The organism is Halobellus clavatus (genome assembly GCF_900107195.1).
Classification (GTDB): Archaea; Halobacteriota; Halobacteria; order Halobacteriales; family Haloferacaceae; genus Haloquadratum; species Haloquadratum clavatum.
The window spans coordinates 40,854-66,707 of the sequence record NZ_FNPB01000010.1 but is presented as its reverse complement, the minus strand read 5'-3'; the positions used below and the strand labels follow the sequence as shown (position 1 = coordinate 66,707).

The 25,854-nt window shown below is 66.7% G+C and carries 24 protein-coding genes; 15 read left to right on the top strand and 9 right to left on the bottom strand.

The annotated features are described in order from the left end of the window. The first annotated feature begins 164 nt into the window (after positions 1-164). Complete coding sequence (locus tag BLU74_RS13770) at positions 165-764, top strand: HalX domain-containing protein (RefSeq protein WP_089768313.1); 600 nt, start codon at positions 165-167, stop codon at positions 762-764. Between the two features lie 185 nt (positions 765-949). Continuing rightward, a complete protein-coding gene (locus BLU74_RS19010; protein ID WP_175454658.1) occupies positions 950-1,093 on the top strand; it encodes a DUF7503 family protein in 144 nt (47 codons plus the stop codon). 1 nt (position 1,094) lies between these two features. On the opposite strand, the gene BLU74_RS13765 is transcribed toward BLU74_RS19010, so the two are convergent. The 4 genes from BLU74_RS13765 to BLU74_RS13750 are packed head-to-tail and all read right to left on the bottom strand — an operon-like array spanning position 1,095 to position 5,856. Next, on the bottom strand, positions 1,095-3,308 hold the full coding sequence (locus BLU74_RS13765; RefSeq protein ID WP_245705809.1) for a hypothetical protein: 2,214 nt from the start codon (positions 3,306-3,308) through the stop codon (positions 1,095-1,097). 57 nt (positions 3,309-3,365) lie between these two features. Further along, positions 3,366-4,148, bottom strand: coding sequence for a DUF7504 family protein (locus tag BLU74_RS13760; protein ID WP_089768311.1), 783 nt, complete (start codon positions 4,146-4,148; stop codon positions 3,366-3,368). Between the two features lie 56 nt (positions 4,149-4,204). Beyond that, on the bottom strand, positions 4,205-5,371 hold the full coding sequence (locus BLU74_RS13755) for a pyridoxal phosphate-dependent aminotransferase (protein ID WP_089768309.1): 1,167 nt from the start codon (positions 5,369-5,371) through the stop codon (positions 4,205-4,207). After that, positions 5,368-5,856 (bottom strand): Lrp/AsnC family transcriptional regulator, encoded by a 489-nt coding sequence (locus BLU74_RS13750; protein ID WP_089768307.1) that lies wholly within the window; start codon positions 5,854-5,856, stop codon positions 5,368-5,370. The genes BLU74_RS13755 and BLU74_RS13750 overlap by 4 nt, the downstream gene beginning before the upstream one ends. A 132-nt stretch (positions 5,857-5,988) precedes the next feature. Between BLU74_RS13750 and BLU74_RS13745 the strand changes: the two genes are divergently transcribed. The 10 genes from BLU74_RS13745 (at position 5,989) to BLU74_RS13700 (ending at position 18,438) form a co-directional block, all read left to right on the top strand. Next, positions 5,989-7,806, top strand: a complete 1,818-nt coding sequence (locus tag BLU74_RS13745; protein WP_089768305.1) for a vWA domain-containing protein — start codon at positions 5,989-5,991, stop codon at positions 7,804-7,806. Beyond that, on the top strand, positions 7,806-10,163 hold the full coding sequence (locus BLU74_RS13740) for a vWA domain-containing protein (protein ID WP_089768303.1): 2,358 nt from the start codon (positions 7,806-7,808) through the stop codon (positions 10,161-10,163). Before BLU74_RS13745 ends, BLU74_RS13740 begins: the two co-directional genes overlap by 1 nt. After that, positions 10,160-10,519, top strand: coding sequence for a hypothetical protein (locus tag BLU74_RS13735; protein WP_089768301.1), 360 nt, complete (start codon positions 10,160-10,162; stop codon positions 10,517-10,519). Before BLU74_RS13740 ends, BLU74_RS13735 begins: the two co-directional genes overlap by 4 nt. Then, positions 10,509-11,480 (top strand): DUF7502 family protein, encoded by a 972-nt coding sequence (locus BLU74_RS13730; protein ID WP_089768299.1) that lies wholly within the window; start codon positions 10,509-10,511, stop codon positions 11,478-11,480. Before BLU74_RS13735 ends, BLU74_RS13730 begins: the two co-directional genes overlap by 11 nt. A 12-nt stretch (positions 11,481-11,492) precedes the next feature. Further along, positions 11,493-12,446, top strand: a complete 954-nt coding sequence (locus tag BLU74_RS13725; RefSeq protein ID WP_089768298.1) for an AAA family ATPase — start codon at positions 11,493-11,495, stop codon at positions 12,444-12,446. Then, positions 12,436-13,329 carry a DUF58 domain-containing protein gene (locus BLU74_RS13720; RefSeq protein ID WP_089768296.1) on the top strand — a complete coding sequence of 298 codons (894 nt, stop codon included), beginning with the start codon at positions 12,436-12,438 and terminating at the stop codon, positions 13,327-13,329. Before BLU74_RS13725 ends, BLU74_RS13720 begins: the two co-directional genes overlap by 11 nt. A gap of 117 nt (positions 13,330-13,446) precedes the next feature. Beyond that, positions 13,447-14,700, top strand: coding sequence for an MFS transporter (locus BLU74_RS13715; protein ID WP_245705808.1), 1,254 nt, complete (start codon positions 13,447-13,449; stop codon positions 14,698-14,700). Between the two features lie 98 nt (positions 14,701-14,798). After that, the gene (locus BLU74_RS13710; protein WP_089768294.1) at positions 14,799-15,362 is read left to right on the top strand and encodes a thioredoxin family protein; all 564 of its coding nucleotides are present in this window, start codon (positions 14,799-14,801) and stop codon (positions 15,360-15,362) included. Positions 15,363-15,479: 117 nt separating this feature from the next. After that, a complete protein-coding gene (locus BLU74_RS13705) occupies positions 15,480-15,887 on the top strand; it encodes a DUF7522 family protein (RefSeq protein WP_089768292.1) in 408 nt (135 codons plus the stop codon). 238 nt (positions 15,888-16,125) lie between these two features. Further along, complete coding sequence (locus BLU74_RS13700) at positions 16,126-18,438, top strand: methyl-accepting chemotaxis protein (protein ID WP_175454657.1); 2,313 nt, start codon at positions 16,126-16,128, stop codon at positions 18,436-18,438. Positions 18,439-18,446: 8 nt separating this feature from the next. Here BLU74_RS13700 and BLU74_RS13695 read toward each other — a convergent pair whose 3' ends face one another. The 3 genes from BLU74_RS13695 to BLU74_RS13685 all read right to left on the bottom strand — a co-directional run bounded on the left by BLU74_RS13695 (position 18,447) and on the right by BLU74_RS13685 (position 19,918). Next, positions 18,447-19,100, bottom strand: a complete 654-nt coding sequence (locus BLU74_RS13695; RefSeq protein WP_089768289.1) for a hypothetical protein — start codon at positions 19,098-19,100, stop codon at positions 18,447-18,449. Between the two features lie 125 nt (positions 19,101-19,225). Continuing rightward, entirely contained in the window at positions 19,226-19,675 is a 450-nt protein-coding gene (locus BLU74_RS13690; RefSeq protein WP_089768287.1) for an RNA-binding protein, read from the bottom strand. A gap of 36 nt (positions 19,676-19,711) precedes the next feature. Next, positions 19,712-19,918 carry a DUF1918 domain-containing protein gene (locus BLU74_RS13685; protein ID WP_089768285.1) on the bottom strand — a complete coding sequence of 69 codons (207 nt, stop codon included), beginning with the start codon at positions 19,916-19,918 and terminating at the stop codon, positions 19,712-19,714. A 95-nt stretch (positions 19,919-20,013) separates the two neighbouring features. Here BLU74_RS13685 and BLU74_RS13680 point away from each other — a divergent pair, with 95 nt between their 5' ends. Beyond that, the gene (locus tag BLU74_RS13680) at positions 20,014-20,700 is read left to right on the top strand and encodes a DsbA family protein (RefSeq protein WP_089768283.1); all 687 of its coding nucleotides are present in this window, start codon (positions 20,014-20,016) and stop codon (positions 20,698-20,700) included. 60 nt (positions 20,701-20,760) lie between these two features. On the opposite strand, the gene BLU74_RS13675 is transcribed toward BLU74_RS13680, so the two are convergent. Then, positions 20,761-22,062 carry a DUF7405 family protein gene (locus tag BLU74_RS13675; RefSeq protein WP_089768281.1) on the bottom strand — a complete coding sequence of 434 codons (1,302 nt, stop codon included), beginning with the start codon at positions 22,060-22,062 and terminating at the stop codon, positions 20,761-20,763. A 160-nt stretch (positions 22,063-22,222) separates the two neighbouring features. On the opposite strand from BLU74_RS13675, the gene BLU74_RS13670 reads away from it, so the two are divergent. Then, positions 22,223-23,440, top strand: coding sequence for an MFS transporter (locus tag BLU74_RS13670; RefSeq protein WP_394327877.1), 1,218 nt, complete (start codon positions 22,223-22,225; stop codon positions 23,438-23,440). A 60-nt stretch (positions 23,441-23,500) separates the two neighbouring features. Here the strand turns inward: BLU74_RS13670 and BLU74_RS13665 are convergent, their stop codons facing one another. Next, complete coding sequence (locus BLU74_RS13665; protein WP_089768277.1) at positions 23,501-24,478, bottom strand: aldo/keto reductase; 978 nt, start codon at positions 24,476-24,478, stop codon at positions 23,501-23,503. A 154-nt stretch (positions 24,479-24,632) separates the two neighbouring features. Between BLU74_RS13665 and BLU74_RS13660 the strand changes: the two genes are divergently transcribed. Next, entirely contained in the window at positions 24,633-25,763 is a 1,131-nt protein-coding gene (locus BLU74_RS13660; protein WP_089768275.1) for a bactofilin family protein, read from the top strand. Positions 25,764-25,854 lie beyond the last annotated feature (91 nt).

The window sequence follows — 25,854 nt, the reverse complement described above, 5'->3', positions numbered from 1 at the left end:
TTTGGCACCCACGAGGTGCCGATGATTTTCACATAGTTCTGTCCGACAGTATGAGGCAGCCGATCCGGACCCGTGTGGGATCACATCGCATAAGGGATATATTGATATGCCCACGGAGTTCAATCACATTGTATCGGTGTTTCAGAAACACCGCGAATCTACCAATGAGTGCTGACCCGCCACTGGTCCTCGTCGTCGAAGACGAACCGGATCTCGCTGACCTGTATGCAACGTGGCTGCGAGACGACTATCGCGTCAGAGTCGCCTACGGCGGTCGTGAGGCACTCGAGAAACTCGACGACGAAGTCGACGTAGCCCTCCTCGACCGGCGGATGCCGGATCTCTCCGGTGACGAGGCGCTCGAGGCGATTCGCGAGCGCGGCGTCGACTGCCGCGTCGCGATGGTCACCGCCGTCGAACCCGACTACGACATCGTCGAGATGGGGTTCGACGACTACCTCGTCAAACCCGTCTCTCGCGACGCGCTCAAAGAGACCGCCGAGAACCTCCTCCTGCGGGATACCTACGACGAAGGAATCCAAGAGCTGTTCTCACTGGCCTCGAAAAAAGCCCTCCTCGAATCGGAGAAGGACTCCGTCTCGCTCGAGAACAACGAGGAGTACCAAGAACTCTCTGAACGCGTCGCAGAGCTTCGAGGTGAACTCGACGAGACGCTCGGTCAGTTCGGCGGAGGCGACGAGTTCGCCGGAATGTACCGCGACATCGATCAGGCCGCCGACAGCGAAGATATCTCCTCGAAGTAACGACCTATCAGCTGAGCTGAACAGTTCTATTCGAATTTTCTCCAGTGAACGGAGCGCTAGCCCCGAGAGCGCATCTCGTCGCCGTCCCACTTTTTGTGAGGCTACTTTCTGTTTAAAATAAAGTTATATTATATCAGAAAGTGTCAGAAAAATTCTTATTAAATCGACGCTATGTACCAATCGTCATGTCCGAAGATGACACCAACGCTGTGGCGGAGTACCTGTCCAATCACCCCCGTGCGATGGGCGTCCTGTTCACCGCGCTCCTCCTGCTCTCGCAGGCGGGGACGGTCGCTGCCGGAAATCACGGCGCGATCTCTGGGCCTTAGATTAAATCGAGTCGATACAGAGTTCGTCGCTCCACTGTAACGAACTGTCGACCATCACCGGTATGTTCTCTAACGAGAGGAAATCCTCGAGTTCGGACCGTGACAAATCAAACACTGTAGCAGTCCCTGAAGAGAGATAGTACGTTTCGTTTCCGGGGATATAGGGGACCACGAGACTCCCTAACTCGTACTCGCCAGATGGATATGTCCGGTACTCTACGGCATATATTTCATTCTGCCGTTCAATCTTGCACATATTAGGGAGCAATGCCTGTACCTGTGTGACGGAAAATCCGCCATCGCCGACGAGAATATAGTTTTGACCGATTACATTATCCTGTTTGGCCAAGTCCAACGATACTCGGATCGGGAAACCATAGTTCAACAAGCGTGCTAGATCCCGTCCAATGTCGACCGCCCCGCTGTTGATCACGTCGTTGAGCGTGACGATCCCGGCGATCGCCCCGCGCTCGATCAACTCCATTCCCTGTTCGTACGACTGGCACGCGTTGAGGAGGAACGAGTCGACGCCGATCGAGTCCACTGAGGTCACATCGAGTGCGCCGTCGGGGCACTGAAACCCGTCGTCGTCGATGTGGCCGATGTAGTGCAGGAACTCGGTCTCCTCCGTGAGGACGTCTCTGAGTTCCCCGACGGAGAGTTCGTAGTGCGTCCGCACGTCGAACGGCAGTTCCTCCCGGGAACCGTACACCGACTCGACGGCGTCTCGCTCCTCGGCCATCCGCGGGTCGTTACAGACCACGGTGATGCCGATGTCGCCCTCGATCGGTTCTCTGTCGAGCCGATTCCGGTACGCCTGAAGCGAGGCCTTGCTCGCGCCGATCGGGATCCCGTCGCCGACCCACGACTGTTCGAGCGAGTCGGAGTCTGGTGGCCTGACGTATGTCTGCTGTGCGTCGGTGCGCTCGCCCGAGCCGACACTCTGGCTCCGGCTTCGGCTCCGGGTGCCGACGCTCCGGGTGAAGTCGTCGCCGGACGGTGTCGGGCCCGCCGGTACCGGTGTCGATGCCCCGCGGAGGAACTCGTTCACCGCGTCCGTCTGCACGGCCGATCCATCGCTGGGGTTGCGCTCCGGCGTCCGGACAACGGCGAGATCGTTAGCGACGAACGGCAACAGTTCGATATTCGACCCGGTCGGAGCGACGTGGGTGGTGAGCTTCCACTCGGGAACGTGCGGTTCGACCAGCTCGTACGGCACGTCGAGGTACGCATCGAGTTGTGCGCCGAGCGAGCGGCCGTAGAGGTCGCCGAAGTCCAGTCCCAGATCCGATTCCAGCGCCGCTCGCTCGTGGAGGTCGACCTCGTAGTAGCCCTCCGTCCTGGTAAGACAATCGAGGAAGAACGTCTGCTTCAGCACGCGAGACACTGTCTCTTCGAACCCGGTCGGACCATCGAGATCGTATTCGAAGCCGTCGTCGGTGACGATCCGTGCCGCCTCACCGGGGACGACCTCGGCCCCGAGGTAGTACGCGAGCGGTGCGGCCACGTACGTGTGCCGTCGGGTCTCCGGCAGAACGATCGAGACGCCCGTCTCCGGCGGTTCGAGTCCGTCGGGCGCGTCGAACGTCGCCCCGCGCTCGATCGACGGCGGGTGGCCACGCAGCGACGGGTACGAGCGCTCGACGCTGGTCGTCTTCAGGGCTGACCCGAGGAGCGAGACCGCACGCATCGCGTCCCGCGGTCGATCGGTGGTCTGGATCGTCGCTGCGGGGCGTTTGTGGTGCGAACGCGCGCCCACGAGCACGTCGGTGTCGTCACCGAACTCGAGTCTGGTTTGCATCGCGTCCGAGACGACCCGAAGCGAGGAGTCGACCCGGAGGTAGAGTTTGATCGGCGCGAAGAGTTCGATGCTGTATCGACCCTCGGGGAACGTCTGGTCTGCGAAGTGTTCGGTCTGGGCCAGCATCTGGCCGTCGCCGTCGCGAACACAGACGGAGACAGCAGTTTCGAGGTCGAGTTGGTCGGTCCGCAGGCTCACCGCGGCGTCGGCGGGGAACTGGAACGCCGTCGGATCGGCCTGTCGAATGCGGCCCGGTCCGGGCGTCGAAAGCGCGAACTGGCTCCGTTCGATCGGGTCGGAGACGACGACTCCGCTTCGATCCGGGAGCGTCTCGAACTCGATCTGGAGGTGATCGTCCCCGGTCGCCGGGATCGGGTCGGAAGCCGAGTGCTCACGGCGATCGAAGCGTTCCATCGTGTTACGGATTCACGCACATAATAAAAAACGTACTGGTCGGTGTGCTCGCCGCAGTCAGTCGATCGACAGCCACTCCGAGGTCACCCCCGCGTCGCGGAAGTGCCATCGCTGCTGCGTCACCGTCCCCTCGAGACGCAGTTCGACGACCGCGTCGAAGAGCGGTTCTAGCAGCCTGACGATCTCCGCGTCGTACGGCTTCTGGAGCCTGACGTGGCCCATCGCCTCGACGCGTCGCACGTCGTTGGCGAGGAGGTGGAGGAAGCGAAAGACGGTCTGTTCGTCGTACCTCGAGAGGAGCGACGTGGTGCAGTCGAACGCGATTCGTAGTTCCGCCGGGTCGAGTCCTCCCGCGATCGTGTTCAACTGATCGATTGCGGTGCTGACTTCGATACCCAGTTCGGTGACCGACCCCGACACCGACGTCCTGACGTCGAGCGATCGCTTGGGACCATTCGTCGGCATTCCCTCGGACGACGGGCCAGTCGGTCCTGATTCGGGGCCGTCGGTTCCGAATTCGGGAGTCGCTGCTCCCGAGGCGTCTACGTCCGTCGACCCTCTGGCGTCGACATCGCAGTGAAGGATCCGCGTCCACTCGGGCGTCCAGCGATCGATGTCAGCGAAGCGAACGTCCGGACTTCGTCCCCGTTCGACGATCAATCGCCGCCGATCTTCGGAGGCGTCACCGAGCATACACCCCGAAACGCGTGCGTACTCCGTCTCCGGCACCGACCCGACGACCAGCAGCGCGCTTCCGCGCGACTTCAGGTCCTCGAGGGCCGTCGCAACGCCCACAGTGGCACCAACGGCTGCGTCGTCGGAGCCGCGTCCTGCGTGCATTCGTTTTCACTCAGGTTGGCCTCCCAAATAATACTTTGTGAACTGAAACGTCTCCCTCAGCGCGACTCGACGAAGGACTCGATCCGATCGAGTGCCGTCCTCAGATCACGCATTCCGGACGCGTAGGAGACGCGCAGGTGGCCCTCTCCGCCGGCCCCGAAGACCCGTCCCGGTACGAGTGCGACGCGTTCCTCTCGGATCAGGGCTTCTGCGAACTCCTCGTCGTTCTCCCACCCGGGCGGACACTGCGGGAACACGTAGAACGCGCCCTTCGCCTCGAAGCAGTCCATCCCGAGTTCGTTGAACCGCGAGATGACGAACTGTCGCCGGCGATCGAACTCCGTTCGCATCTCCGCGACGGCGTCGTCACAGGATTCGAGCGCTTCGATGGCGGCGTACTGTGCCGTGGTCGGCGACGACAGCATCGTGTACTGGTGGATTCGATTCATCCCGTCGATCACTTCCGGGGGGCCGAGCGCGTAGCCCAGACGCAGCCCCGTCATGGCGTAGGCCTTCGAGAAGCCGTTGAACACGACCGTCCGCTCGCGCATCCCCGGAAGCGTCGCGATCGAGACGTGGTCGTCTTCGTACCGGAGCGCCGCGTAGATCTCGTCCGAGAGGACGAAGATATCGTGCTCGCGGGCGAACTCGGCGACCTCGGCGAGTTCGTCGCGACTCATCACCGCGCCGGTCGGGTTGTTCGGATAGCAGAGGACCAGCACCGACGCCTCGGCGGCCCCGGCGCGTTCGAGGTCGTCGTAGGTGAGCACGAAGTCGGTCTCGGCGCGAGTCCGAACCGAGAGCGGTTCGCCGCCGGCGAACGTCACCGTCGGCCCGTAGGAGATGTACGACGGTTCGGGGACCGCCACCACGTCGCCGGGATCCACCAGCGCGCGCATCGCGAGATCGACCCCCTCTGACGCGCCCGTGGTGACGAGGACCTCCTCGTCGGGGTCGTAGTGGAGGTCGTACCGGGAGACGTGTTCGGCGATCCGCTCTCTGAGGTCGCGACGGCCGCGGTTCGCGGTGTAGGAAGTCCGTCCCTTCTCCAGGGAGTCGATCGCGGCCGTGCGAGCGGCCCACGGCGCCGAGAAGTCGGGTTCGCCGACGCCGAGGGAGACGAGGTCGTCCATCTCCTCGGCGAGTTCGAAGAACCGGCGGATTCCCGACGGCGGCGTCTGTCGCGCTCGCTTCGAGAGCGGGCTCGTGAGCTCCTCGCTCATGGTGAGACGGCCAGTCGGTCGTCGTCGTCGCCGTCGCCGAAGTAGACGCCGCGTTCCTTGTAGGTCCGCATCACGAAGTGCGTCACCGTCTGGGTGACTTCGGGAATCGGCGCGATCTGTTCTGAGACGAAGTTCGAGACGTCGTGCATCGAGTCGCCTTCGACGTCGACAGCGAAGTCGTAGTCGCCTGAGATGAGCCGCAGCGACGCGACCTGAGAGAACTTCGCGATCCGCTGGGCGATGTCCTCGTAGCCGGTCTCGCGGTCGAGTTCGACGTTCAACTCGACTTCCGCGCGGACGTGTCCTTCGTCCACGCTGTCCCAGTCGACGACGGCCTGGTACCCGCGGACTGCCCCCTCGGCCTCTAGCTCGTCGACCAGCTCCTCGACCGTTGCTGCGTCGACGCCGAGTTGTCGCGCGATGTCCTCAGTGCTCTGTCGAGCGTCGCTCAGCAACAGGTCGAGCAGTTCCCGCTTCGCTTCCATACCTGAGGCGAGGGGTGCCCTGTTGAAATGATTTGCTCTCCCGCCATCGAACGGCACGCATCGGCTGCGGGCGAACTGTCGGCCGACGGCAGTGGGAAAGGCCCAATATCCCGGGGGTCCCCCACCATCACGATGGCCCTCTCCGACGTTTTCCTCTCTCCGCTCGGTCTCGCCGCCCTGCTGGCGGCCGTTCCCGTGCTCATCCTCTATCTGATCCGGCCGGATCCGCGACGGGTGACGCTCCCGACGGTCCGATTCCTGTCGGACGCCTCGGGGACCTCGTCGTCGACGCCGCTGCTCGAACGACTCAAGCGCAACGCGCTCTTGGCGCTCCATCTGCTGGCGATACTCCTGTTCGCGCTCGCGCTCGCGAGCCCGTACGTCGCCGCGCCACAGTCCGAGACAGTCGAGGAGACAGTACTGATCGTCGACGCCAGCGCCAGTATGAACGTCGAGACCGGAGACGGGACGCGGTTCGATCAGGCAGTCGCGGCCGCCCGCACCGACGTCACCCCCACCACGTCCGTCGTCGTCGCCGACGGGAGCGCGAGGATCGCGCTCCGCGGCGGTACCGCGTCGGACGCCGAGACGACGCTGTCGTCGCTCCGCCCGACGGCCGCTCCCGGGAACCTGCGCACGGCGATTTCACGAGCGACGAGCATCGCCGGCGAGAACGCCAGGATCGTCGTTCTCAGCGACTTCGCCGGCGACGACGACTGGCGACCGGCCGTGCAGGCGGCCCGCGCACGCGGATTGACGGTCGATCTCCGGCAGTTCGCCGGGGGCGGCGCGGGCAACGTCGGCATCGTCGATCGGGAGTTCTCCGGCGAGGAAGTCACGGTCTCGATCCAGAACTTCGGCGCAGACGCCGTCGACCGGGAGGTCTCACTCGGCGAGGAGTCCACGACGGTCTCGCTCGACGCCGGCGACGTCCGGAGCGTCACGCTCCCGGTGCCCGACGGCGGCGGTGAACTCCGCCTCTCGCCGGGAGATTCGTTCCCGACCGACGACGTCGCCTACGTGGCCGCGCCCGCGGACGCGACTGTCGACGTCTTACTCGTCACGAACGACGAGAACCGCTATCTGACCGCGGCACTGTCGGTGCTCGAACCGGTCGAACTGACCACCGTCAGGCCGCCGGATCGGCCCCCGAACCCGCCCGGCGAGGCCTACGACGCGGTCCTCTACAGCAACGCCGACGCCGATTCGCTCGGGCAAACGCACCTCACGGCCGGCCGCGAGGCGCTCTCGGCGGGCGGCGGCGTCGGAATCCAGGCGCAGTCGCTCTCGTCGATGCCGGTCGAGGACTACGGCGACCTCCTGCTCGTCGAGCCGACGACGATGGGGTCGAACCCGACGCTCGGGACCCCCGCAGACGCCGATCTCACGCGCGGTCTCACCTTCCCGCCGCCGGAGCGACACGTTCGCGGTGACCTCCGGGCGGGGCAGGCGCTCGTATCGACGACCGACGGGACGCCGATCGTGGCGACCGACTCGCGCGACGGCGGTCGGGTCCTCTACTACGGCTATCTGGAATCGGCCTCGTCGTTCAAATACGACTACGAGTACCCGATCTTCTGGAAACGGGCTGTCTACGGGCTCGCCGGACGCGAGTCGCTCGCGGAACTGAACCGCGAGACCGGCGCACGGATCCGGTTCGGAAACCGCACAGCGATCCAGACGCCGGCTGGCGAGGTGACTGCGTCGAGCGTGGTGACCCGCGAGGCGGGGTTCTACGCCACCGACGACCGCCGATACAGTGCGACGCTCCTCAGCCCGAGCGAGTCCGACGTCGTGGCAGCACCGGTCGATCAGACGGCGAGCGGTGGCGCGACGTCGCGCACCGAGGAGCGGACCGCCCCGGATCCGCTGACTGAGTATCTCGCGCTCGGCCTCGTTGCGGTCGCGATCGGGGAACTCGCGGTGCTCCGACGGCGAGGTGATCTCTGATGGTGAGCGTCGAACTCACCGACGCGCTCTCGGTCGGACTCGCCCGCCCGCTGTTCCTCCTGGCGCTGCCGCTCGGCGCAGCGGCGGCGTGGGCGCTGATCTATCGGGCCGCCTCGGGGGCGGCGTCGATGACCTCCCGTCGCTGGCTCCTGGCCGCGCGCGTCGCTGTCGTCGCGCTCGTCGTCGTCGGTGCCGCCGGGCCGTACACCGTCCAGTCGCGGGAGACGGCCGGCGACCCGAGCGTGACGATGCTCGTCGACCGCTCCGACAGCGTCGCCGTCACACCGAACGTCGCCGGTCGGCTGTCCGAATCTATCGAATCCGCGGGCGTCTCGGTCCGGCGGGTTCCGGTGGGCGCGAACGCGTCCTCGCCGATCGGCGACGCGGTGGCCGCGAACGTCCGAGAGAACGGCAGCCTCATCCTCGTCAGCGACGGACGCGTCACGAGCGGGCAGTCGCTCCGGGAGGCGGCGGCGCTCGCACGCTCGGTCAACGCGTCGGTCTCGACCGTCTCCCCGGAGCCGCGGACGAGAGAGCGCTCGGTAACGGTTTCGGGGCCCGAAAAGGCCAGCCTCGGCGTCGAAAACCGCTTCGCTGCTCGTATCGACGGCGTCGGCCCGAACACCTCGGCGACGGTCACCGTGCGGGTCGACGGCGAGCGGGTGCTGGAACGCACGGCGAACGACGTGCCGACGACGGTTCCGTTCAATCACACGTTCCAGTCGACGGGGAGCCACACGATCACCGCCGAGATCGACGTGACCGACCGCTTCGCGGCGAACGACGTCTCCCGGAAGACGGTGCGGGTCGTCGAGCGGCCCGAAGTCCTCTACGTCTCGCCGGGCGAGTACCCGTTCCGCGAGTACCTCGGCGAACTCTACGACGTCACGACCGCCGAACAGGTCCCGGAGAACCTCTCCTCGTACTACGCCGTCGTGGTGCAGGACGCACCGGCGGACTCGATCGGGAACGTCGATCGACTGCAGGCGTTCGTCATCGACGGCGGGGGCCTGCTGGTCGTCGGCGGGCCCAACGCCTTCGCCGGCGGCAACTACCGCGGGTCGGAGATCGCGTCGATGCTCCCGGTCTCGGTCGGCGAAGGCCAGCGGCGCGCGACGAACATCGTCCTCTCCGTGGACGTCTCCGGCAGCGCCGAGGGCGGGATGCGGATCCAGAAGTCCGCCGCGCTGTCGGTCCTCGACCAACTCGGCGACGAGAACGAGGTGGGTCTGGTCGGCTTCAACTATCAGGCCTACCGAGTGAGCGATGTCGAACCGCTCTCGCGGAACCGCGGCGAACTACAGGACAAGATCCGGCGGCTCCGCGCCGGCGGTGCAACGGACATCGCGGCCGGCGTGAACGGCGCTGCCGAACTGCTCGGCGATCGGACCGGGACGATCATCCTCGTCAGCGACGGCGGCGACAACCCCGAGCGCGCGGCGGAGATCGCCGCGCGGCTCTCCGAGCGGGGCATCCGAGTCATCACCGTCGGTGCGGGCGAGCGCGTCAACGAGGGCACGCTCCGGACGATCGCCGGCGCGGGCGGCGGCAGCTACTTCCGCGCGACGGAGACGACTCGGCTGGGCATCCTCTTCGGCGGCGCTGGCGCGCCGGGCGGGTCCGGCCTCGTCGTGCTCGACCGGAGCGCATTCGTCACCTCGGGAGTCACGCTGACGTCGTCGCCAGCGGCGTTCAACGCGGTCTCGGTCCGCCCGGGCGCGAACTTCCTCGTCGCCGGCAGCGACGGGCAGCCGGCGGTCGCGACGTGGCGCTACGGGCTGGGGCGCGTCGCGACGGTCTCGGCCTACAGCGAAGACGGGACCCTCGACGGCCTGCTCCGTGAGCCCGATTCGCTTCTCCTGACGCGGACGACGAACTACGCCATCGGCGACCCCGAGCGGAAAGCGACGGGGATCGTCGGCCTGCCGGACACCCGCGTCGGCGTCCCGACGACGGTGACGTACCGGGGGACCGCGCGCCCGGAGATCGAGAGCCTCTCGTTCCGACGGGCCGGCGAGGAGACGTATCGGGCGACGGTCACTCCCGAGGAGACGGGCTACTTCCGGGTCGCGAACGCGACCTACGCCGCGAACTACCCCGCGGAGTACGCCTCGTTCGGCCCGGCACCAGGCCTCGACTCGCTCGTCGAGGAGACGGGCGGTCGCGAGTTCACCGCCGGCCAGGGTGCAGCGATCGCCCGGTTCGCCGCCGACAGGGCCAGCGGCGTCCGTCCGGTCCAGACCGACTGGACCTGGCTCTTCCTCCTCGCCGGACTGCTCGTATTCACCGCCGAAGTGAGCTACCGGCGGCTTCAAGTTCGTCGCCAAACGACCACCTCGGACGGAGGCCTCCCGTGACGTTCGTCGGCCGTCGCCCCAACGTGGTGTTCGTCGTCGCCCTGCTGGTCCTCGCCGCCGGGACCGTCGGGGTGACGGTCCTCTACCAGTCGAGCGTCTCGGCAGTCGAGACACAGAACAGCCAGCTCCGCGAACAGAACGAACAGTTGCGGGAGGACCTACAGACCGCCCGCGATCGGGTCAGTTCGCTCGAGTCGCAGGTGTCGCAACTCGAATCGGAGATCGAATCGCTGGAGAGCCAACTCGAACAGGTGCGGTCCGACCGGGACGCCGCCCGCGAGGACCTGCAGACGGTCTGTGAGCAGTGGCCGCAAGAGAACGAGAGCGTCCCGGAAGCGTGTGATAATGTCGAGTGACCCGGATCCAGATCCCGACGGAAGGAACGCAGCGAGTGGATCCCCATCGACGGAGGCAGCGTCGGCGGCGTCCGGTGCCCCGACCGCGCAGATACGCGCGGCGCTCGACGAGGTCCGCCGTGAGGTCCGGAAGGCCGCGGTCATCCACGCAGCCGTCGAGGCGGCGCTCGTCGCACTCGCGGCGAACCTCCTCTTGGCGCTCTTCGAGCCCGGCGCTCTGGCGGTCCACGTCCGACTCCCGAGTGCTCTGGTCACAGCGCTCCGCGGCGTGCCCGTCCTGGGAACCGCAGCGCCCCAGACGGTCGGCGCGCCCTCGCTCGTCGCCGTCGCACTCGGTGTCGTCGCGTTCGCCGCCGGGTTTCTGTTCCGGATGCGACGGCCCCTCGTCGAGCAGTTCGAGGCCGCGAACCCGACGCTCCGCGCGGCGTTGCGGACGGCTCGCGACGCCATCGAGGACGGACACGACGGAACGATGGCGCGGCGGCTCTACGACGACGTGATCGAGACGCTCGGCGAGACGTCGACGTTCGAGCTCGTCGCGCTGCGCCGCGTCGCCGTCACGGCCGTGCTGATCGTCCTCATCAGCATCGCGAGCATCCAGGTCGCTGTCGTCGATCCGGATCTCGGGGGGCTGTTCGGGCCCGACGGCGGCCCGACCGTCGAGCAGCCGGACGACGACGGGCTCCAGGACGGCGACCAAGTACTCGGCGACCGCGAGGACGTCCAGGCGGGCGAGGAACTTGAGAACATCAGCGTCACGGGCAGCGGCGAGGTGATCGACGAAGGCGGGGCCGGCGGCGGTGACAACTACGGCGACGTCGGCGGCGGAAGCGGCGAGTTCGACAGTCAGCAGGCCGGATTCAGGGGTGAAGAACGGATCGAGGACGCCGCCCTCGTCCGCGAGTACAACCTGCGAATCAGAGAGATCGAAGACGACGAGACGACGGCGACGACCCAATAGCGATACGAACCGATGAACGGCTCAAACGACGACATCGACCGGATTCAGCGCAGACTCACAGCCCTCCGCACGGAGGTCGGCAAACGAATCGTCGGGCAGTCCGACGTGGTCGAGCAACTGCTCGTCTGTTTGCTCTGTGACGGCAACGCCCTGATCGAGAGCAACCCCGGACTGGGGAAGACGACGCTCGTGCGGACGATCGCCGAGGCCACGAACCTCTCGTTCTCGCGCATCCAGAACACGCCCGATCTGATGCCGGCCGACATCACCGGCACGGAGATCATCCGCGAGGCCGGCGGTGATCGGGAGTTCGTCTTCGAGCGTGGCCCGGTGTTCGCGAACCTCGTCCTCGCCGACGAGATCAACCGCGCGACGCCGAAGACCCAGGCTGCGCTCCTGGAGGCAATGCAGGAGAAACAGGTGACGACGGCGGGTGAGACGCGGGACCTCCCGCGGCCCTTCTTCGTCCTGGCCACGCAGAACCCCATCGATCAGGAGGGCACCTACCCGCTCCCGGAGGCCCAGACCGACCGGTTCCTCCTCAAGATCCTCGTCGACTATCCGAGCCGCGGCGAGGAGCGCGAGATCGTGGATCGCTACACGACGGGCGCACCCGACCCAGCGGTCGACCGGGTGCTCTCCCGCGAGGGACTCCAGCGCGCCCAGCAACTGGTGCGGGAACTACCGATCGCCGACGACATCCGCGACAGGGTGATCGATCTCGTGCGGGCGACCCGGACTGCAGAGAACGTCGAGTTCGGGGCGAGTCCGCGGGCCAGTATGGGGCTCGTCGTGGCCGCGAAAGCGCGCGCGTTCCTCGAAGGCCGATCACACGTCACCTGGGACGACGTCGCGGCGATGGCCAATCCGGTACTCAGACACCGACTTATCGTCGACTTCCGTGCCGAGCGCGAGGGCACGACCGCCGACGACGTCGTCGCGACGCTGCTCGACGATGCCGATTGAGCCGTCGTTCCTCGACGAACTCGCCGCCCTCGAGACGTCGCTGACGCGGGAGACCGACTCGCCTCGACAGGGCGAACAGCAGTCGCCGAACGTCGGCGAGGGGCTCACGTTCAGCGATTACCGGCGGTACGCGCCGGGCGACGACGTCCGGCGCATCGATTGGCGGGTCTACGCGCGAACGGACCAGTACTTCATCAAGCAGTACGAGGCCGAGCGGAACCTCACGGTCCACGTGCTCTTAGACACCTCTGCCTCGATGGACTTCGGCGAGGGCGACGCGCACAAATTCGAGTTCGGCGCCCGGTTCGGACTCGCGTTCGCGTACTTCGCCGCGGCGGGGCACGACGCGTTCCGGTTCGCGACGATCGGGACCGACGTCGAACGGCTCGACCGTCGCCAGTCGAACCGGGGCGAACTGCTCCGACTCCTCGATCGGGTGAACGACATCGACCCCGACGACCGGACCGCGTTCGCCGACGCGCTCGCGGCCTACGCCGGGACGATTCACTCGCGCTCGCTGGTCGTGGTCGTGAGCGACTTCTTGGCCGATCCCGACGCGATCGAGAACGGACTCGCGGCGCTCGGCGACAACGACGTGCTCTTGCTCCACGTCGTCGCCCCCGACGAACGGGACCCCGACGTCGCCGGCGACACCGTCTTCGAGGACCCAGAGACCGGAGCCACCCAGCGGACGTACTTCGCGGGCTCGACGGCGGAGTCGTACCGAAACAGGCTGTCGGCCCACATCGACGACGTCGCCGCCCGAGCGCGGCGCCTCCGCGCCGAGCACGTCGTCGTGGACACCGATGCGGACTTCTTCGAGTCGTTCGCGCAGGTTTGGCGACGCCAGGGCGACCGCGAGCGGCGTCGCAGCCGCGGGTGAACCGGTCAGGGCGGCGCGTTCGCCGTCCGCTGTGTCTCGGTTTCTCTTCCCGTCGTCGCGGACGAGTCGCGGGACGGTTTCGGCGAGTATATTCCCCTTCGGTGACGACCACCACCTGTGACGGCTGCAGGGAACCGGAGCGTCGTTGCGCTCGTGACAGGGTCGCACTTCGTCAATCACTCCTACATCGTGATGCTCGCGCCGCTCGTCGGCGTTCTCGCCGCTCGCTTCGACGTCAGCATCGCGGCCATCGGATTGGCGATCGGCGTCCAGAACGCGGTCATCCTCCTCTTGCAGCTCCCGCTGGGCTACCTCTCTGATGCGTACAGCCGGACGCTCGTGCTCGGCATCTCGCTCGTGCTCGGCACGCTGGGAGCGGTGCTCACGGCGACCGCGACCTCCTACGCGTGGCTCCTGGCCGCGCAGTTCGTCGTCGGGGTCGGCGTCGCCGGCCACCACCCGGCGCACTATCCGCTGTTGGCATCGGCCTCGACGGACGACACCCGCGGGCGGGCCTACAGCGTCCACGCGTTCGGCGGCGCGGTCGGACTCGCGGCCCCCTTCGCCGTGGTGGCAGCGACGACGGCGCTCGGGCTCTCTTGGCGGACCGCACTGTGGGTGCTCACCGCGATCGGGGCCGTCTACAGCGCGTACTGCCTCCTCAGGTTCCGAACGGTCGACGACGAGATCACGCGGCCGGGGCTGGCCGAACGCCCCGAGGAGCGTCCCACCCTGCGCTCGATCCCGGGTCGACTCCAGTCGCTGGTCCGGACCCTGACCGCCTCGGAGGGGATCCTCGGGCTCACCGTGCTCGCGTTCCTCACGTCGATCGCCGCGTGGACGATCCGGACCTACACGCCCAGTCTGCTCGCTGGGGGGTACGGCCTCGCGGACGGCACCGCGAGCGCGCTCACCTCCGCGATGCTCGCGGTCGGGGCCGGGCTGATCCTCGCGGGCGGGGGCCTCACCGATCGGATCGGGGCAGGGCCAATCGTCGTCGCCGGCTACGCTGCGCTCGTCGTCCTGTCGGCGTTGCTGGCGACGCTCTCGCTCCCACTGGCGGGGCTCGTCTTGGTGTTGCTCCTGAGCGGGAGCATCAGTTTCTCCCGCCCGGCGCGCTCGACGCTCGCCGACCGGCTCTCTGCGCGTGCCGATCTGGGAAAGAACTTCGCGCTCGTGACGATCGGCATCTCACTCGGCGGCGTCGTCGCCCCGCCAGTGTTCGGGTATCTGATCGACACGGCTGGCCTCGGCGTCTCGTTCGGCCTCGTGGCGGGGATCGGCCTCGCATCGCTCGGGCTCGCGTGGCGGATCGTCCGCGATGCCGACAGCGACGTGCTCCGCACAGCGACCGGCGTCGAGAGCGACTGAGTCGGCGGCGCGGGCACCGGCCGCGGACCGCCAGCGGGCGCAGACGCCGTCCCTCCTGGAACGGACACGTCTTTTACCCACGGGACCGTCCATCGGATATGGTCCTTGTCGAATCCGACTCCGAACTGTCGCGTGGCGACGAAGCCCCGGCCTTCGAGCTTCCCGGGGCGGACGGTAAGACGTACTCGCTGTCGGAATTCGCCGATTACGACGCCCTGCTCGTGGTCTTCACCTGCAATCACTGTCCGTATGCGGAGGCGAAGGTCGAGGAACTGAATCACCTGGCTCACGCGTACGGTGATCTCGCGGTCGTCGGGATCAACCCGAACGACGCCGAGGAGTACCCCGACGACTCACTCGAACGGATGGAAGAACGGGTCGAAAACGGCGACGTGCAGTACACCGCGTACCTGCGCGACGAGTCGCAAGCGGTCGCCCGGGAGTACGGGGCGGTCTGTACCCCGGATCCGTTCCTGTTCGAACGCGACGGCGACGCGTTCCGGCTGGCGTTCCACTCGCGGATCGACGACGCGATGAACCCCGACGCCGAGCCCGAGCGCTACGAGATGCGCGACGCCGTCGAAGCCCTGCTCGCAGGCGAGGAGATTCCCGTCGAGTCGACCCCGTCACAGGGCTGCTCGATCAAGTGGATAGATGCCTGAGCCGGTCCGAACGAACGTCCCGACCTCCCACGACGACTGAACGGGCTCTCACCGTCAGGCGGCCGCCGTTGGGCTATCTGCAACAATAGTTAACACATCTCCCCACCACAATCACATATGACTGAACCGCTCGTAGAGACGATCTGGGACGCCGTCTCCGAACGCGTCGGTGACGAGCTCCGGGGTGTGACCCGATACAACGGGCTGGACTTCGAGATGAAACTCCGAGCGGACGTTCGCGCGTCGTACTCGAACGCCGAGGACCGCGAACTGGTCGACGAAGCCGTTCTCAGTCAACTGAACCTCGGAGGGACGGAAGACGCATTCAAGACAGGCGACCTCCAGTCGGTCATCCACATCTTCGAGGAGGCGTGGATCTTGCAGTGGCCGGACAACCTGACGACGAAGTCGGGCATCCTGATCTCGATTCAGCGCGACGGAACGGCCGCCTCGATGGCCGATATCGAGTGGTGCATCGACTACCTCTCTGAAGATGTCTCGCCGCAGATCGAGGACGCACAGTAGCCCGGTTTCTCGGCCCCGTCCGAGCGGATCTCTCTCCGCGAGTGGTTCTCTCCGACGACGGCCGTTACTCTTCACGCTGGCTGCGGCCCCTCCCGTCGACCGGTCCGATCCCGGCACGGATTCACCCGGCCCGACTCGACCCCCGGTACGGCCCGACTGGCCGGTCGTTCCGAGGCTATTTTCAACCGTGATAGTCACGACCTATCACTTAATTGGGTACCCTTCCCACAGCGTGATAATGCGCCCACTACGCGAGATAGTGATCCCTGCGATGATCCGGAAGCGATGGGCGGTCAAATCCGGCATCGCGATCTTCGTCATCCTGCTGTTCATCGGCAGCGTCGGCGCCGTAACGTACGTCGAGACCAACGAGGAACTGTCACAAGACGCCCAAATTCGACTGGAGACGGCCGCGGAGACGCAGTCGGTGTCACTCAGCGAGTGGGTCCAGCAAATGAGAACGGCCGCCCAGACGCTGGCGTACTCGGCACCCGTCCAGAGCGGCGATTCACCGCAGATCTCCGCGTATCTCAGTCAGCAACTCGAAGACGGCAAACTCCCGAGTGACGTCGTCGTCGTTCACTATCTTGACACCCAGACGGGCATCTATCGGGCCAGTTCCGAGTCGGAAGCGGTCGGAGCCAACGCCGCCGTTCGCGGTATCCCGTGGATGCAGCGCTCGCTCGACCTGGGCGAGAACGGCGTTCGCGTCTCGGAACCGTACGAGGACCCGAACACCCAGACGGCCGCAGCCGCAGTCATCGCCGCCGTGCCGAATCAGGAGAATCGCGTCCTCGTGATGGTGATCGATCTCGAGAGCTACGCCGCTGGCCTGCCTCGGCCGCTTCAGGATTCGTTCACGAAGGTCGTCGACTCCGACGGAACCACCGTCCTCAGCCACCGAACCGACGAGATCCTGACGCAGAATATGGGCGCTTCGGACACGGAATCGGTCGACTCGATGGCCGTCAAGAACGGGCTGGACGGACAGTCCGGGTATATGGAGATGGAGATGAGCGGTACGGAGATGGCGATGGGCTACGCGCCGGTCGCGGGCACGGACTGGGTCGTGATGATCCACTCGCCGACGAGCACGCTCTTCGCCCTCCAACAACAGATTTCGCAGAACTTGTTGATCCTCCTCGGCGGGGCGTTGTTGGGCTTCGCTGTGCTAGGCGTGACGATCGGTCGCAACACCATTTCGGAACTCAACCGGCTGACCTCGAAGGCGCAGGCCCTCGAAGACGGTGACCTCGATGTCGCGTTCGAATCAGCCCGGGTCGACGAGATCGGACAACTCTACGGCGCGTTCGGCGGGATGCGTGACGCCCTCCGCGAGCGGATCCGGGAGGCCGAGCGCGAAAAGCAGCGCTCGGCGGAGCTCGTCGACCACCTCGAAGCCAAGGCCGACGCGTACAGCTCGGGAATGGAACGCGCCGCCGACGGGGAACTCACCGTCCGCGTCGATCCTGAAAGCGAGAACGCGGCGATGACACAGATCGGCGAGGCGTTCAACGCGATGGTCGGGAACATCGAGGAGACGGTCGTCGAGATTCGTTCGTTCGCCGACCGCGTCGCGGTCGCCAGCGAGGAAGTCACCGCCGGCACGGCCGAAAGCCAGTCCGCGAGCGAACAGATGAACGCCTCGATCCAGGACATCGCCGCGGACGCCGAGTCACAGTCGGCGAACCTCCAAGAGGTCGCCGCGGAGATGCAGGACCTCTCGGGAACCATCGAGGAAGTCGCCTCCTCGGTGGACGAGATGGCGACGAAATCACAGCAGACCGCGACGCTCGGCGAGGAGGGCCGCGAATCGGCTACCGCGGCGCTCGAAGAGATGGACGCTATCGAGAGTCAGGCCGAGCAGACGATCACGGAGGTCGAGTCGCTCGCGGGCGAGATGGACGAGATCGGCGAGATCGTCGAGGTGATCACGGACATCGCCGAGCAGACAAATATGCTCGCGCTGAACGCCTCGATCGAAGCTACTCAGGCCAACAACGGGGGCGAGGGGTTCGCCGTCATCGCCGACGAGATCAAAGAACTCGCACAGGAAGTCGCGGATTCGACAGACGAGATCGAGGGACTCATCACCGACATCCAGGCGTCGACGGACGAAGTCGTGGGCAGCATCCGCGAGATGGGTGAGCGAGTCGAGGACGGGGCGGCGACGACCGAGGACGCCTCGGCGGCACTCAGAGCGATCGCCGACAACGTCGAGGCGTCGAACCAGAGCATCCAGGAGATCAGCGATGCGACGGACGCACAGGCGAGTTCGACCGAGGAAGTGGCCAGTATGGTCGACCAGGTCTCTACGAAGGCCGAGCGGGTGAACGAGGAGTCCGACACCGTGTCGGCGGCCGCTCAAGAGCAAACCGCGTCGCTCACGCAGGTCGCACAGAGTGCCGAAACGCTCGCCGACCAGGCCGACGAACTACAGGCGCAGTTGGCGGCCTTCACCGTCTCCGAGACGGAGTCGCCGACGCCTGAGCCGCAGTCAGGCGGCCTGACCCGATCGGAAACCGCCGCCGACGGCGGCTCGCTCGACTGAGCGAGTCGCTACACCCCGAAGTGTTCGTCGCGGTCGACGACCGTGTACCCCTGCGCCGAGAGCGCCTCGTCGCGATACCGCACGGCGACGAGACGTTGCGGGATCCGTCGGAGGCCGAACCGCCGGTCAGCCTCGTATTCGTACTCGATCACGGTCCGATCGGCCGTTCGAGAGATCCGCACAGCATACGTCGACCAGGGTCGTTCGTTCGCGGTGACTGTCAACTCGAGGTGTTGGGTTCCGTTCGCTGCGGTCTCGGTCTCGGTCTCGACAGTCACCGCGACCGATCGCAACCCGAAGAGATACGAGATGTGGTAGCGGACCCGCCCGTCTTCCGTGGAGATCCGATCTGCGATTCCCCACTGAAACGCCAGCACTGGAGGCGTCGCGCCGGTGAACGAGTCGACGACGCTCTCTACGTCGGCGTCGGTCTGGAGCCGAACTGATCCGCGGGACCGGATGATCGGTGCCCGGGTGAGGAGCACGAGCGCGGCCCCGATCACGAGCGCTGGAACGAGCGAGGTCGCGAGGAACGTTCCGACGAATATCGCGACGACGATCAGGGCGACGAGGGCACTCAGCGGGCGTTCACGTCTGAGATACCGATTCGCCACGGCGACCGCGTCCGACGGCCGATCGACGTCCTGACGGGTGGAGGGCATCGTCGACCGTTCTTTCGGTCGGATGATATATTTATTGCAATGGCCAGTATCTGTCGCTGGTGTGCGGCACGACCGGCTCTGAACGGCGCGTCCGACGCCGACAGCGAATCGGAGAGCCGGTCGCCCTACTCGGGGTCGGCATCGAGCGTCGCTGCGCGTTCGAGCGCCTCGCGGGCGTTCTCGACGGCCGCCTCCTTCGACGCCGGGTAGGCCTCGACCTTCGCTCGGAGGGTGATGCCGTCGCCGCGACGGACCGTGCCGCCGAACGCCGCCTGTTTGTCGAGGCGAAGGAACAGTTCGGTGTTGTCGGTGACGCGGTCGTCCAACTCCGAGAGCAGGGTCTCGAACTCCGGAAGCGACGCGAGTCGCCGGAGGACGTGCCGGACGTCGTCAGCGTTCTCGACGCGCGCCGAGAGGACGACGATCCGATCGCCGTGGTGGCCCTCGCTCTCGGTGCGGCTCACCGCGAAGTCCTCGGGGAGGAACGTCCGCAGCGCACTCTCTACGCGCTTGTCGTCCTCGGTCTCGTAGCAGAAGGTCCGCAGATCGACGTAGTGAAACGGGATTCGGGGCATCGAGAACGCTTCGCGTTGGGGCGTGAAAAACTCCCGCTACTCTTCGTCGTCCGCGTCGTCCGCGTCGTCTGCGACCTCGAGTTGATCGGCCGACACGCCGACCTCCTGGCCCTCGTCGAAGCTGATGGTGTACGTCGCGTCGCCGAACATCGTCTCGACGACCTGCGTGATGGTGCCGACCTCGCCGTCGAACTCGCTGTGTTTGTCGTGCAGTACCACGCTGTCGTCTTCGTCGAACTCCATACCGACAGAGCGCGCGCGGCGGTGAAAAATAGACTGGTTCCGCCCGGCGTTCCGGGACGAACGCGATTATATGGGTTCGGTTCCACAATTCGGGTATGCGAACCACACGACGGTCGTACCTCGCCGCGCTGGGCGGCGCGACCGCGCTCGGATCGATCGCGGGCTGTCTCGGCGGTGGCGGCGGTGGTGAGAGTGGGAGTACGCAGACCGCCAGCGCCGCGCTCCCGGAGGGGTGTGACGTCGGCACGCTCGAATCCGTCTCCTCGCTCCCCCGTCCGGCACTCGGCCCCAGCGACGCCCCCGTCACCGTCGACGTGTTCGAGGACTTCACCTGTCCGCATTGCCGGGACTTCACCCAGTCGGTGTATCCGGAGATCAAATCGACCTACGTCGACGCCGGCGACGTGCACTACCGCTTCTTCGACTTCCCGATCCCGGTGAGCGACTGGTCGTGGCTCGCCGCCTCGGCCGCCCGGGCAGTACAGGACCGCAGCGATCAGGAGACCTTCTTCGAGTTCGCGAAGGGCGTCTACGAGAATCAGGATCGACTGCCCGGCGAGGGCTACCAGGTCGTCCACGACCTCGCTGACGACCTCGGCGTCGACGGGTGTGCGGTGGCCGGGGCCGCCGATCAGGAAGCCTACCGGCCCGTCGTCGAGGCGGACCGCGAGGAGGGCGTCGAACGGGAGATCCCCGGGACGCCGGCGGTCTACGTCGACGGCGAACTACTCGACGGATACGGCTTGGACACGGTTCGTAGCGCGATCGACAGCCAGCTCTAACGGTCGGGTTCCACTATTCGGACGAGCGTCGAACCGTCCCTGTTGCCCACCCCACACTGCTCAGTCGAGCCCGGGTGTGTCACCCGCGGGCGTCGGCAGCGCTCGGAGCGAGCGCGGAGGCACGAGGAAATTGCCGCGCCGCTTCACGAACACGTATTCGAGGATCCCGTTGTTCGCTCGCTGCCGGATCGTGGGGAGTTCCGTCAGGTCCGTTCCGTTCATCGCGGCTCGGACCTCCTCGAACGTCGAGATCTCCCGCTGGAGGCTCGGGAAGTGGAGGCTGGCCTCGTTGTCGTCGGTCGACTCGAAGTGCCGTCTGAGGGTCCGGACCGTTCCGTCGTCCCTCCGGTTCGCCCGTGCCGCCTTCTGCGCGTGGCCGACGCGAGCGTGCTCGCGAACGTCTTCGGGGATGCGATCCAGTATCTCCGGCGTGATGCCGTTGCTCGCGCCGAGGTTCTCGCCGACACCGTCGACAACCCCGCGTTCAGCGTGTGCGGGCGAAAACATCTCCGCGACACGCTCGTCGAACGACTGCTCCCCGTACCAGTCGTCGAGGCGCATCCGGAGGTTCGAGACGTGTTTCGTGGTTGCACCGGCGAAGGGGCCATCCGGTATGGTGACGGTGTCCTCGGTGGCCTGGTTCTTCCTGAACCCCGCTTTGAACCCCATAAACAGCGGGGATGCCTCCGGAACGGGGTTCGAATTCGGGATCCCCTTGAGCCCGTCCTGTCTCTCGGCCGGCAGCCCGGCACCGACGAACCCGGTTCGGCGGTCTGCGACGACGAACGCGTCGGTCAGGGCGGTTTCGACCTCGACACCGTTCACCGTCGATTCGCGTCCCCGCAGCGCCTCCTCGGCCGCGAGGACGACGTCCGGCCGATCAGACGCGAGATGTAAGAGCGCGTCCTGCCGATCGAACGTCGGCGTCTCGAACGGCGAGAGCGTGCGCGGTTCGGGGAGATCGATATCCGCCGGGAGGGCGTCGTCGAAGCGATCGAAGTACCGCGGCGAGTACGCGAGTGAGTGGAGCAATCCATCGTGGCTCCGCTCGTAGGCTCGATCGAGCGTCCTGAGGGCTCTCTCGACGGCGCTCCGGGCGGCGGGTTCCGGCGGCCCCTCGCCGGGAAGCCGAAGATAGATGAGCGTCTGGTGTCGGGGCAGGAGCCTGTTCCCGTAGTCGTCGGTTCGAACGCGGTCGTTCCACGCGTGCTGTCGCGCCGGGAGCGACGAGGGGTCGTCCGGGCCCGACGGGGCCGGCTCCGAGGACCGATCGAGACACGCCGACAGGGCCGCCGCGCCGCCGGCCGCGACGGCGGCCTTCATCGCTGCCCGCCGCGTCCACTCGTCGGGTCCATCAGCCATACACGCCGTAGGAGACTGACGGCAAAGTGGGTTCTGTTGGGACGGTGAACCGCCGGACGCCCGGCGATGACGGCTGGACGACGAGTCCGGGTACCCGGAGCGTCGAACTGGGGAGAGCGGAAAACGACGTGAATATCTGTTCTGGCCGGCTATGGAGACTGTGACTCGTCGTGGAACCCGGATCCGGCTGGCGGTAGCCGTCTGGGGCGTCCTCGTCTCGCAGGTCTTTCTGTACCCGGGCGTCGAGGACATCATCTCGGCGCTGGGCGGCGACGGGGCGATCCGGGCGGGAATGTGGTTCTTGGTCGCGGAGTTCGCCGCCTTCGTGATCTTCGCGAGCGTCTGGGGGGCCGCGAGCGACGCGCTCGGCCGACGAACGCCGCTCGCAGCGGCCGGTGCCGTCGGCGGCGCGTCCAGTTATCTTCTGCTGGCGGCCGCCCCGGGACTGGGGCTCTCGTTCAGTGCTGTGCTCGTCATTCGACTCTTCGGCGGCGCGATGACGATCGGCGCGTTCTCGCTGGCGATCACCGCGCTCGCGGATCTCGCCGGCGGCAACGGCCAGAACATGGGGGCGGCCGGGATCGCGATCGGACTGGGGGCCGCGATCGGTTCGGTCGTCGGCGGCCGACTGGCCGACGCAGACCCTATCTATCCGCTGTACGCGGCCGCAACGACGCTCCTCGTCGTCGCGGTGCTTTTCGTGACCATCTCCGAGGACCTCCCGGGTGCCGAGGGCCTCCGCGTCGGCGACGCGCTCCGGCGGCTCAGACGCCGGCCGCAACTCGGCGTCCCGTACGCGTTTGGGTTCATCGACCGGATGACTGCGGGGTTCTTCGCGCTGGTCGGAGTCTACTACTTCCGCGACGCGTTCGGACTGAGCGCGGCGGGTGCGGGGCTCGCTCTCGCGGCGTTCTTCGTCCCGTTCGCGCTGTTGCAGTATCCCGCGGGAATCCTCTCGGATCGGATCGGCCGAGCGGCCCCGGTCGTCGTCGGCTCCATCTGCTATGGACTCGGCATCGTCGCCGTGGGCATCGCGCCGACCGTCGCGCTCGCCATCGCCGGGATGATCGCTGTCGGCGCGCTCGGGGCGCTCGTCTCACCCGCGACGATGGCGCTCGTCACCGACGTCGCCACCCCGGAGACGCGCGGGGCGGCGCTGGGCGGATTCAATGTCTTCGGGAGTCTCGGCTTTCTCGCGGGCTTCCTGCTGGGGGGCGTCACCACGGCGGCCGCGGGCTATCTGACGTCGTTCCTCGTCGTCGGCCTCTCGGAGGTGGCCATCGCACTCGTCGCCGCCCGCGCGGTCGTTCGGATCACCGCATCTGAGAGCGGCGGACCGAACGAGGACCGCGAGGTCGCCGTCGACGGGTCGTCGTAGCCTCGGGTCAGCCGCTCTCGCGGTCGATCCAGTTCCTCGCTCGCAGGCTCACTCGTGCTCTCACTCGTGGCCCGAGACGCGGACGGGTTCGTACGGCTCCTCGAGGTACTCGATGTCCGACTGCGAGAGATCGATCGACAGCGCTTCGACCGCGTCTTCGAGGTGTTCGACGCTCGTCGTCCCGACGATCGGCGCGTCGACGCGGTCGTCCTCGAACAGCCACGCGAGGCCGATCTGTGCCATCTTCACGCCCTTCTCCTCGGCGAGCTCCTGGACGCGCTCGTTGACTTCGCGGCCGCCGCCCTCCAGGTACGGATGCTGGTGCGCGTAGTCGTCGCTCTCCCCGCGCGTCGTCGAACGGGCCTCCTCGTGGGGGCGGGTCAGCCACCCGCGAGCCAGCGGCGACCACGGGATGACGCCGACGTCCTGTTTGTCACAGAGCGGCAGCATCTCGCGCTCTTCCTCCCGATAGAGGAGATTGTAGTGGTTCTGCATCGTCGAGAACGGCGTCAAGCCCTCGCGTTCGGCGACGTGCTGCGCCTCGGCGAACTGGTGTGCCCACATCGACGACGCGCCGACGTATCGGGCCTTGCCTCGCTGGACAGCGTCGTCCAGCGCACGCATCGTCTGTTCGATCGGAGTGTCGTAGTCCCAGCGGTGGATCTGCAGCAGGTCCAGTGTGTCCATCCCGAGACGATCGAGCGAGTTGTCGAGTTCACGCTCGATGGCTTTCTTCGAGAGCCCGCCGGAGTTGGGGTCGTCTTCGTCCATCTGGAAGTAGACCTTCGAGGCGACGACGAACTCCTCGCGGTCGTACTCCGCGAGGGCGTTACCGAGGACGCGCTCTGAGCCGCCCTCGGAGTACATATTCGCCGTGTCGAAGAAGTTCACACCGAGGTCGATCGCCCGGTCGACCAGTTCGGTCCCCGCCTCCTCGTCGAGGACCCAATCGCGCCAGCCGATGTCCCCGAAGCTCATACAGCCGAGACAGATCTTCGAGACCGTTACGCCCGTGTTACCGAGTGTCGTGTACTCCATAGCGGTGCCACGAACCGGGGCGTCAAAAACCTCCGCGCGCCGGCAGCCGAGGGACCGACCGGCGTCCACGGCCGGATACCAATTAGATAGATGATAAGTTTTTACTCACGTTCCATCGTAGCCTCACCTGAGAGGTCCCCCTCTCGTGAGCACGATGTCACACCTCCATCCACACCTGGCACTCCTCCTCGCCGCGCTCGTCGTCCTCGGCGGAGTGCCAGCACTCGCAAGCGCACAGTCGACCGGCCCGAGCGGGCCGGGCGGAGACGGATCCTTCGGCGGCGTCGTCCGCGTTGACGCCGAAGAGACGCGCGACGGACCCCTCGAAGTGGCTGCCGGGAGCGTCATCATCGCCGGGACGGTCGATGGCGACGTCGAGGCCGCGGCCGGGTCGGTCCTGATCACCGAGACCGGCCGCGTGACAGGCTCCGTGGACGCGGCCGCGGGGAGCGTCATCGTCGAAGGCGTCGTCGAGGGCGACGTCACCGCCGGTTCGGCCGCATTCGAACTCCGCGAGGGCGCCCGGATCGGGGGCGCGCTCGAAGCGGGGTCGGCTGACGTCCGACTCGACGGGACAGTCGACGGCGACGCGACCGTCGGCGCGGAGACGTTCGCCGTCGGACCGAACGCCTCCATCGGCGGGTCGCTAACGTACGACGCCGAGACCGCAACGATCGCCGACGGCGCGACCGTCGCGGGCGAGGTCACTCGCGACGAGAATCTGTCGGTCGCCGGCCCTGACGTGTTCGGCTCCGGCGGCGGTGGCGGCGGGGCGTCGCTGCCGACGATTCCCAGTTGGGTCGGCACGCTCTATGGCGCCGTCACGAACCTCCTCCTCGGAGCCGTCCTCCTGTTCGCCGCCCCGGCGTTCGGTCGCCGGGTGGTCACCGAGGGCACGACGCGGACGCTCCGGAGCCTCGGCGTCGGTCTGCTCGCGCTGATCGCGACGCCGATCGCCCTCCTGATACTGCTCATCACGATCGTCGGCATCCCGCTCTCGCTGGCTGGCTTCCTCGTCTTCGGCGTGCTGTTGTGGGTCGCCAGCGTGTACGGCGCCGTCGCGATCGGCAGCTGGACGCTGTCGCTGGCCGATTATGCGAATCGCTGGGTGGCGCTGCTGGTCGGCGTCGCCGTCGTGACGATACTCGCCGCGGTTCCCGTCGTTGGCGGGCTAATCCAGTTCGCGGTAGTGCTGTTAGGACTCGGCGCCTTCGTCGCTGCGGTTCGCGACGTTGGCGACACCGGCGACGTGGGGACGGCGGCCGGTCCGACCGCGGTCGAATAACTCCGGACTGCGCCGACTCGACCCCGACCGGATAACTTCGGATTGCACCGGTCCGATCGCGATCGAATAACCCCAGACTGCGTCGACCCGA

Excerpts from the sequence above, each read along its gene's own strand:
- BLU74_RS19010 (WP_175454658.1), top strand. The coding sequence starts at position 950 with ATGTCCGAAGATGACACCAACGCTGTGGCGGAGTACCTGTCCAATCAC.
- BLU74_RS13725 (WP_089768298.1), top strand. The coding sequence starts at position 11,493 with ATGAACGGCTCAAACGACGACATCGACCGGATTCAGCGCAGACTCACA.
- BLU74_RS13690 (WP_089768287.1), bottom strand. The coding sequence starts at position 19,675 with ATGCCCCGAATCCCGTTTCACTACGTCGATCTGCGGACCTTCTGCTAC.
- BLU74_RS13770 (WP_089768313.1), top strand. The coding sequence starts at position 165 with ATGAGTGCTGACCCGCCACTGGTCCTCGTCGTCGAAGACGAACCGGAT.
- BLU74_RS13695 (WP_089768289.1), bottom strand. The coding sequence starts at position 19,100 with ATGCCCTCCACCCGTCAGGACGTCGATCGGCCGTCGGACGCGGTCGCC.
- BLU74_RS13720 (WP_089768296.1), top strand. The coding sequence starts at position 12,436 with ATGCCGATTGAGCCGTCGTTCCTCGACGAACTCGCCGCCCTCGAGACG.
- BLU74_RS13700 (WP_175454657.1), top strand. The coding sequence starts at position 16,126 with ATGCGCCCACTACGCGAGATAGTGATCCCTGCGATGATCCGGAAGCGA.
- BLU74_RS13730 (WP_089768299.1), top strand. The coding sequence starts at position 10,509 with ATGTCGAGTGACCCGGATCCAGATCCCGACGGAAGGAACGCAGCGAGT.
- BLU74_RS13665 (WP_089768277.1), bottom strand. The coding sequence starts at position 24,478 with ATGGAGTACACGACACTCGGTAACACGGGCGTAACGGTCTCGAAGATC.
- BLU74_RS13660 (WP_089768275.1), top strand. The coding sequence starts at position 24,633 with ATGTCACACCTCCATCCACACCTGGCACTCCTCCTCGCCGCGCTCGTC.
- BLU74_RS13765 (WP_245705809.1), bottom strand. The coding sequence starts at position 3,308 with ATGGAACGCTTCGATCGCCGTGAGCACTCGGCTTCCGACCCGATCCCG.
- BLU74_RS13675 (WP_089768281.1), bottom strand. The coding sequence starts at position 22,062 with ATGGCTGATGGACCCGACGAGTGGACGCGGCGGGCAGCGATGAAGGCC.
- BLU74_RS13710 (WP_089768294.1), top strand. The coding sequence starts at position 14,799 with ATGGTCCTTGTCGAATCCGACTCCGAACTGTCGCGTGGCGACGAAGCC.
- BLU74_RS13685 (WP_089768285.1), bottom strand. The coding sequence starts at position 19,918 with ATGGAGTTCGACGAAGACGACAGCGTGGTACTGCACGACAAACACAGC.
- BLU74_RS13745 (WP_089768305.1), top strand. The coding sequence starts at position 5,989 with ATGGCCCTCTCCGACGTTTTCCTCTCTCCGCTCGGTCTCGCCGCCCTG.
- BLU74_RS13760 (WP_089768311.1), bottom strand. The coding sequence starts at position 4,148 with ATGCACGCAGGACGCGGCTCCGACGACGCAGCCGTTGGTGCCACTGTG.
- BLU74_RS13740 (WP_089768303.1), top strand. The coding sequence starts at position 7,806 with ATGGTGAGCGTCGAACTCACCGACGCGCTCTCGGTCGGACTCGCCCGC.
- BLU74_RS13755 (WP_089768309.1), bottom strand. The coding sequence starts at position 5,371 with ATGAGCGAGGAGCTCACGAGCCCGCTCTCGAAGCGAGCGCGACAGACG.
- BLU74_RS13750 (WP_089768307.1), bottom strand. The coding sequence starts at position 5,856 with ATGGAAGCGAAGCGGGAACTGCTCGACCTGTTGCTGAGCGACGCTCGA.
- BLU74_RS13680 (WP_089768283.1), top strand. The coding sequence starts at position 20,014 with ATGCGAACCACACGACGGTCGTACCTCGCCGCGCTGGGCGGCGCGACC.
- BLU74_RS13705 (WP_089768292.1), top strand. The coding sequence starts at position 15,480 with ATGACTGAACCGCTCGTAGAGACGATCTGGGACGCCGTCTCCGAACGC.